General features: G+C 53.1%; 6 protein-coding genes. 4 read left to right on the top strand and 2 right to left on the bottom strand.

The genetic code is table 11. The features are described 5' to 3' along the window. Positions 1–175: 175 nt before the first annotated feature. Positions 176–1,414, bottom strand: coding sequence for an alanine transaminase (gene alaC, locus BZK42_RS19610; protein ID WP_080859869.1), 1,239 nt, complete (start codon positions 1,412–1,414; stop codon positions 176–178). A gap of 387 nt (positions 1,415–1,801) precedes the next feature. Between alaC and BZK42_RS19605 the strand changes: the two genes are divergently transcribed. The 4 genes from BZK42_RS19605 (at position 1,802) to BZK42_RS19590 (ending at position 5,415) form a co-directional block, all read left to right on the top strand. After that, positions 1,802–3,499: a sensor histidine kinase gene (locus tag BZK42_RS19605; RefSeq protein WP_029139619.1), complete on the top strand. Its 1,698-nt coding sequence runs from the start codon at positions 1,802–1,804 to the stop codon at positions 3,497–3,499. Positions 3,500–3,513: 14 nt separating this feature from the next. After that, positions 3,514–4,248: a two-component system response regulator YpdB gene (gene ypdB, locus BZK42_RS19600; RefSeq protein WP_080859867.1), complete on the top strand. Its 735-nt coding sequence runs from the start codon at positions 3,514–3,516 to the stop codon at positions 4,246–4,248. Positions 4,249–4,263: 15 nt separating this feature from the next. Continuing rightward, the gene (locus tag BZK42_RS19595) at positions 4,264–5,127 is read left to right on the top strand and encodes an AraC family transcriptional regulator (protein ID WP_080859865.1); all 864 of its coding nucleotides are present in this window, start codon (positions 4,264–4,266) and stop codon (positions 5,125–5,127) included. Between the two features lie 99 nt (positions 5,128–5,226). Then, the gene (locus tag BZK42_RS19590) at positions 5,227–5,415 is read left to right on the top strand and encodes a hypothetical protein (RefSeq protein WP_032931709.1); all 189 of its coding nucleotides are present in this window, start codon (positions 5,227–5,229) and stop codon (positions 5,413–5,415) included. 77 nt (positions 5,416–5,492) lie between these two features. Here the strand turns inward: BZK42_RS19590 and ptsP are convergent, their stop codons facing one another. After that, positions 5,493–7,988: a phosphoenolpyruvate--protein phosphotransferase gene (ptsP, locus tag BZK42_RS19585; protein ID WP_080859863.1), complete on the bottom strand. Its 2,496-nt coding sequence runs from the start codon at positions 7,986–7,988 to the stop codon at positions 5,493–5,495. Positions 7,989–8,004 lie beyond the last annotated feature (16 nt).

The raw sequence follows: 8,004 nt of genomic DNA, 5'->3' as shown, positions 1-8,004 counted from the left end.
TCTTGTTAAACATTTGCAGTTGCCAGACCGCAATGTGTTTTAACAAATCAAAAGGGGTTTTAATAACTGGCCCAAAGCTGAAAGCTTTCCGGAACCCCCAGCCTAGCTGGGGGTTTTCTGTGCACAAAAAAACAGGAGCCTGATGGCTCCTGTTTGCTTTTGGGGAAACGTGTTGTTAGTCGGTACTTTCAGTGGCCGATTTTGCACTGGCAGGCAGTAAGCCATCGGCGCGGAACATTGCTTTGATGCCACGGATCGCCTGGCGGGTACGGTCGCGGTTTTCAATTAACGCAAAGCGCACGTGCGTATCACCATAATCACCAAAACCAATCCCCGGCGAAACGCATACCTTCGCCTCGTTCAGCAGTTTCTTGGCAAATTCAAGTGATCCCATCGCGGCGTATTGCTCTGGGATTTTCGCCCAAACGTACATCGAGGCCTTGGGCATCTCGACCATCCACCCGGCTTCATGCAGCCCCTTAACCAGCACATCTCGACGACGTTTATATTGCTCAGCAATATCCCGCACGCACTGCTGATCGCCTTCCAGCGCGGCGATTGCTGCAACCTGCAACGGAGTAAAGGTTCCGTAATCGTGATAGCTCTTAATTCGAGCCAGCGCGTTCACCAGCGTTTTGTTACCTACCATAAAACCGATACGCCAGCCCGCCATGTTGTAGCTTTTCGATAGGGTGAAAAACTCCACCGCGACATCACGAGCGCCCGGTACCTCCATAATCGACGGCGCTTTCCAGCCATCGTAGACGATATCGGCATAGGCCAGGTCATGAACCACCAGCACGTCATAGCGTTTAGCCAGGGCCACAACTTTTTCGAAGAACCCCAGCTCGACGCACTGCGCAGTCGGGTTGGAAGGAAAACCTAAGATCATCATCTTCGGTTTCGGGTAGCTTTCGCGAATCGCGCGCTCCAGCTCATTAAAGAAATCGACGCCTTCGACCAGCGGCACTGAGCGTACCTGCGCGCCGGCAATCACCGCGCCATAAATATGGATCGGATAACTCGGGTTCGGTACGAGGACCGTATCGCCGTGATCCAGCGTGGCCAGCATCAGGTGCGCCAATCCTTCTTTCGAGCCAATCGTCACAATCGCTTCGGATTCCGGATCGATCTCAACGTCATAGCGTTCCTGGTACCAACGGGAAATCGCCCGACGCAGACGCGGAATGCCGCGCGAGGTGGAGTAACCGTGCGTATCCGGGCGCTGCGCCACGGTACAGAGTTTTTCGACAATGTGAGGAGGCGTGGCCCCATCCGGGTTCCCCATGCTGAAATCGATAATATCTTCGCCGCGCCGACGCGCAGCCATCTTCAGTTCAGCAGTAATGTTAAAAACGTAAGGGGGAAGGCGATCAATACGCGTAAAGCGACGTTCAGGGCGGGAGTCAGCCATAATATCCTCAGATTAACGTTAGCGCCCGGACCGTCCGAGCGACGCTGCCACGATGGTGGCACGTTTAGAAAATAGCCTGAATAATTTCCTTCTGTCGAGAGGCAAAACAAAATATTTTTTATTGAGGTAAAAGAGGAATAGCCAGAAAAAATGAGGAAATAAAATTTTTCACACTCCGCTTAAAATTACCACCATTTAACATTTTATTGTTAAACATATTACTTTGCGCGCTCCGTTGACAGGACAGGCATTGTAAATACAACAATCATGCAACAATCCCCTTTTAATATTAAGGTTTTTCCCCATTAGCTACAGGCTGCGGGTGTGCTGGTCATCCAGCCTCAGGTTACCTATCATAGAGGTTTAACCCTTGCGCAAGAGTCACCCGTGCACGAAATATTCAATATGCTGCTGGCGGTATTCGACCGGGCAGCGCTGATGCTGTTCTGTCTGTTTTTCCTGATTCGTATCCGCCTGTTTCGCGAACTGTTGCACAAGTCAGCCCACTCCCCGAAAGAGCTGCTCGCCGTTACCGCGATTTTCTCAATGTTTGCCCTGTTCAGTACCTGGTCCGGCGTACCGGTAGAAGGCTCACTGGTTAACGTACGTATTATCGCCGTCATGTCAGGGGGAATTCTGTTCGGTCCCTGGGTCGGTATCATTACAGGCCTGATCGCGGGCACCCACCGCTACCTGATCGACATCGGCGGCGTAACCGCCCTGCCCTGCTTTATCACCAGCATTCTGGCAGGCTGCATTGCCGGCTGGATCAACCGTAGGATCCCCAAAGCGCAGCACTGGCGTGCGGGTATTTTAGGCGGAATGCTGTGCGAATCTCTGACCATGATCCTCGTCGTCGCCTGGGCGCCCACCACCGAACTGGGGCTGGATATCGTCTCGAAGATCGGCATCCCAATGATTCTTGGTAGTGTCTGCATTGGTTTTATCGTCATGCTTGTGCAAAGCGTGGAAGGCGAGAAAGAAGCCAGCGCCGCGAAGCAGGCTAAGCTGGCTCTGGATATCGCCAACAAAACTCTGCCGCTTTTTCGCCAGGTCAATAGCGAATCGCTTCGCCAGGTGTGCGAAATTATTCGCCATGATATCCATGCTGATGCCGTCGCTATTACCAACACCCAGCACGTGCTGGCCTACGTTGGCGTGGGTGAACTTAACTACCGCGATAATGATGATTTCGTCAGTCCGACTACGCAACAGGCGATCAATTACGGAAAAATCATCATTAAAAACAATGATGAAGCGCACCGTACGCCGGAAATACACTCCATGCTGGTGATTCCGCTTTGGGAGAAAGGTGTTGTCACCGGTACGCTAAAAATCTACTACTGTCACGCCCACCAGATAACCTCCTCGCTACAAGAAATGGCCATCGGCCTGTCGCAAATTATCTCGACTCAGCTGGAAGTCTCCCGGGCGGAGCAGCTACGCGAAATGGCAAATAAGGCAGAGCTGCGTGCGCTACAAAGTAAAATAAATCCCCATTTCCTGTTTAACGCCCTGAACGCAATTTCATCGTCGGTGCGGCTGAATCCAGACACTGCGCGCCAGCTGATTTTTAATTTATCGCGCTATCTTCGCTATAATATTGAATTAAAAGACGATGAGCAGATCGACATCAAAAAAGAGCTATATCAAATCAAGGATTACATCGCCATCGAACAGGCCCGTTTTGGCGACAAGCTGACGGTTATTTATGATATCGATGAAGAGGTAAGCTGTTATATTCCCAGCCTGCTGATTCAGCCGCTGGTAGAGAACGCTATCGTCCATGGGATTCAACCCTGCAAAGGAAAAGGGGTGGTCACCATCAGCGTTGCGGAGTGCGGTAATCGGGTACGGATTGCCGTGCGGGATACGGGCCACGGCATCGATCCAAAAGTGATTGAACGGGTCGAATCCAATGAAATGCCGGGCAATAAAATTGGTCTGTTAAATGTGCATCATCGCGTTAAGCTGCTCTACGGCGAGGGCCTCCATATCCGCCGTCTGGAGCCAGGCACAGAGATTGCCTTTTATGTGCCTAATCAGCACTCGCCCGCAGCCGCACCGGCCACATTGTTGCTTTAACCAGGAGTGAAGTCGTGAAAGTCATCATTGTTGAAGATGAATTCCTGGCCCAACAGGAACTTAGCTGGCTGATAAAAGAGCACAGCCAGATGGAGATTGTCGGCACATTTGACGACGGTCTGGACGTGCTGAAATATCTCCAGCACAACCGCGTTGACGCCATTTTTCTGGATATCAATATTCCCTCGCTGGATGGCGTCCTGTTGGCGCAAAACATCAGCCAGTTCGCGCACAAGCCCTTTATTGTCTTTATTACCGCGTGGAAAGAGCACGCTGTTGAAGCCTTTGAACTGGAGGCTTTTGACTACATCCTGAAGCCGTATCAGGAATCACGCATCGTCGGCATGCTGCAAAAGCTGGAAGCAGCCTGGCAGCAACAGCAAACGGGAACCTCGCCTGCCAGTCAGGTGACCCGCGAAAACGATACGATCAATCTGATCAAAGATGAGCGGATCATCGTGACCCCGATCAACGACATCTACTACGCAGAAGCCCATGAAAAGATGACGTTTGTCTACACCCGGCGCGAATCGTACGTGATGCCGATGAACATCACTGAATTTTGCAGCAAATTGCCTGCTTTGCATTTCTTCCGCTGCCACCGCTCGTTCTGTGTGAATCTGAATAAAATCCGCGAGATCGAACCCTGGTTTAACAACACCTACATTTTGCGCTTAAAAGATCTGGAATTTGAAATCCCGGTGAGTCGGAGTAAAGTGAAAGAGTTCAGGCAGTTAATGCACTTATAGCGCAGAGAAAGAGCGATGAAAGAGCCAGGCCTCCCCGCAGACCAACAGTTTTTCGCCGATCTGTTCAGCGGCCTGGTATTGAACCCGCAGCGTCTTGGCCGCGTGTGGTTCGCGACCCATCCCCCCACGTTTCCGTCCGGCAGTTTGTGTATTGACCTTCCGCGCCTCGATATCGTGCTGCGTGGCGAATACAGTAATCAACTGGAAAAACAGCAGCATAGTCTACCTGAAGGCGACATGCTGTTTATCCCGGCGAAAGCGGCGAATTTGCCCGGCAGCGATAAACCCGTGATGCTACTGAGTCTGGTGTTTTCTCCGGCCTGGCTGGGGCTCTCTTTTTACGATAATCGAACGGCATCGCTGTTACGTCCTATCCGCCGTATTGAGTTACCACATCCGCAGCGCGGCGAAGGCGAGGCGATGCTCACCGCATTAACCCATTTAAGCCGCTCTCCTCAGGCCCAGGATATTATTCAGCCGCTGGTGCTTAGCCTGCTGCATCTGTGTCGTAGCGTGGTGAATACCCGCCCTGACACAGAGCGTCCGCGCGCTGAATTTCTCTATCACAGTATGTGTAACTGGGTGCAGGATAACTATGCCCAACCGCTGACCCGGGAAAGCGTAGCGCAGTTTTTTAATATCACGCCCAACCACCTGTCAAAAGTGTTTGCCCAGCACGGCACCATGGGGTTCATCGAGTACCTGCGGTGGGTCAGAATGGCGAAGGCGCGCATCATCTTACAGAAATACCATCTGTCGATTAGCGAAGTCGCACAGCGGTGCGGGTATCAGGACAGTAATTATTTCTGCCGCCTGTTCCGGCGTCAGTTTGGCCTGACGCCGGGAGAGTACAGCGTACGTTTTCAGTCAGCACGTTAAGTGAGACAACACCAACAGGTTAGTAATATCCGTTTGCATCGTTGTAAAATAACGGCATGTAGCTCCCCCTGCAGGCTTACTCAATAAAGTGAATATGCGATGAAAAACAGACGTGCACTCTCCCTGATGTGTTTTCAGATGCTGGAATCAGGTGCGGATCGTCAGACCGTGAAAAGAGCCCTTACCTCCCGCCGTGTTAAAGCTCGCCAGGCGGTGGTTCTGCTCTGTAAGCAAGAAATGACGCTCTTAAGAGCCGGGAAACTGCCGGTGCCAAACGCGCCACATTGATGATGTCGCTTTCCGGTCGCGTTCATCCAGCCTGCAACCAGATCGTCGCAGGCTGGAGAGCACTCTTTCAATGAAGCTTAAAACGTCAGTTCCGCCTCCAGCAACGCGAGAATACTGTCGGCATTTTCAGCGGCAAACAACGACTGGCGGAACGGCTTGTTCACCAGCTTACGCGCCAGCTGCGAGAAGACCTTCACGTGGTTAATGCCTTCATCAGCCCCCAGCGTCAGCATGATAACCAGTTCCACTTCGCCCATCTCTGACTGCCAGTCAACGGGATGAGCAAGCCGGGCAATACTGATGCTGGAATGGCGGATCCACTGGGACTTAGTGTGCGGAATAGCCACACCAAAACCGACAGCAGTGGTGACTATCTCTTCGCGCTGCCAGATATCTTCCTCCAGCTCAAACGGATGTTCAGTTCGCCCATTAACACCAAGATTGCCGCACAGAAACTGAATCACCTGCTCTTTGTTACTCAGAGATTCACCAACAAAGATGTTCTCCCGCGCCAGTAGCGGACGCACGTCTTTCTGCGGTGCAAACTGGTTTAGCAGATCTTCTATCTCTTGAGCGCTACGGCACTCACAAGCCCGTATGGCGAGTTCACGGCATGCCTGGCCCTCCAGTTGACGAAGCTGACTTTTCACCGCCGGAATACGTGGACTGCTCATGCTCAGCTCGTCGAGTCCTAAGCCCAGTAGCAGCGGTAAATAGCGTCCTTCGCCCCCCAGTTCGCCGCAAATGCCCACCCATTTACCGCGTTCGTGCGCCACGCGGACAATCTGCTGCAACATTCGCAGGAACGACGGCGTAATCGGGTTGTACAACGGCGAAACGCGCGGGTTATTACGATCGACGGCGTACAGGTACTGGGTCATGTCGTTTGAACCAATACTGAAGAAATCCACCTCATCGCAGAAATGGTCGATGATGTAACACACCGACGGCACTTCAACCATAATCCCCAATGAAATTGTCGGAGCATGGCGTAAACCGTCGGCTTTCAGTGCCACCAGCGCTTTTTGCAGTTCGCTTTTTACCCACAAAATCTGGTCAAGGCTGTGCACCATTGGGATCATCAGTTGCGCATTGCCGAAGGTTGCCGCACGTAAGATGGCGCGCAGTTGCGTGCGAAACAGTCCGGCAAACTCTGGATAAATTCGCACCGCGCGGTAGCCCAGGAACGGATTATCTTCCTGCGGAATATTGAGGTAACGGATATTTTTATCCCCCCCAATATCCATGGTGCGAAAGATAACCGGCTTGTCGCCCGCGGCCAATAAGACCTGCTGGTAGGCTTCAAACTGTTCCTGCTCGTCGGGAGCGCTGTCGCGGTCCATAAACAGCATTTCAGTACGAAACAGCCCAATCCCTTCCGCGCCATTGGCAAACGCCCCCGGCGCTTCCAGCGCGGTACCGATATTCGCTGCAACGTCAATACGCTGATTATCTTTGGTCAGCGCGGGCTGGGCGGCATCAAGCGCCTGCCGCCGCTGGCATTCATCGGCCAGCTTCTGCGCAATCGCGTAATAACCGCGAACCGCATCGTCTGGATTGATGGCCAGTACCCCACAGCGGGCATCCAGTACCGCATGCTGGCCTGCATAGCGGCTAATGGCCTCCAGCGGCAAGCCGCTAAGCACCGGTATAGCCGACGCGCGAGCGAGGATCAGGGTATGCGAGGTGCGCCCTGTTTTCTCCAGGATCATGCCTGACAGATGCTGCAAATTGAGGCTTAAAAACTGGCTGGGCGTCAAATCCTCAGCGACCAGAATCGTCGGCTTATTCAGCACCAGCGCATTGCGCGGACGTCTTTCAGGCCAGGTGATGTGCAGCAGCTGTTCGCTGATATCACGGATATCGCTAACGCGCTCGCGCAGGTAATCGCTACCGGAGGCCGACAGCTTGTCGCACACCTGCTCCATATTGGCGATAATCGCCGCCCCTAACCCCAGATGCTGCTCCAGCATTAAGCGACGAATATTCCCGGCAAACTCGTCGTCCTGAATCAGAGACAGATGGGCGCTGAGGATAGTTTTACTCTCACCCTCACGCTCGCGCAGTTGCTGATTGAGCTGTTCGGCAAGCGTCGCCAGACTATGCTCCAGCCGGGTATTGTCTTCCGCACTCGGCGCAATCGCGCGATAGCTTTCCAGATTATCGCTCTGCCAAAGCGTGAGCGAACCCGCCCCTACGCCCCCTGCAAGCACGGTGCCATAAAGAAGGTCTGGGTTGAGGCGAATCAGCGAACGCGGCAACGGATGCGCCGCCAGTTCCGCCGGCGTCGGCTGAACGCTGTCGCTGTCAATAAACCGGTGCAGGAGGTACTCCTCTAGCGCTCGTCGGGCCTGTTCTTCATCGCGACCGGTGATGGTTAAGCTACAACTGTCATTAAACAGCGTCCCGGTGCCAATCAGCGCCAGCGAGCTTTTCGCATCTGCCCTGGCATTCTGGCGATGGTTAAGAAATATCACCTCACTTTGCCACTGGCTGCACTGCTCTTTCAGCTCCCACGCCGGACGCGCATGTAGGCCATTGGGTAGCGGGCAAAGAAATTGAATCGTTAGCATAACAACTCCTGATTAG

This window comes from Citrobacter braakii (assembly GCF_002075345.1).
In the GTDB taxonomy this organism is placed as follows: domain Bacteria; phylum Pseudomonadota; class Gammaproteobacteria; order Enterobacterales; family Enterobacteriaceae; genus Citrobacter; species Citrobacter braakii.
The sequence above is the reverse complement of the archived record's forward strand: the minus strand, read 5'-3'. Positions and strand labels throughout refer to the sequence as shown.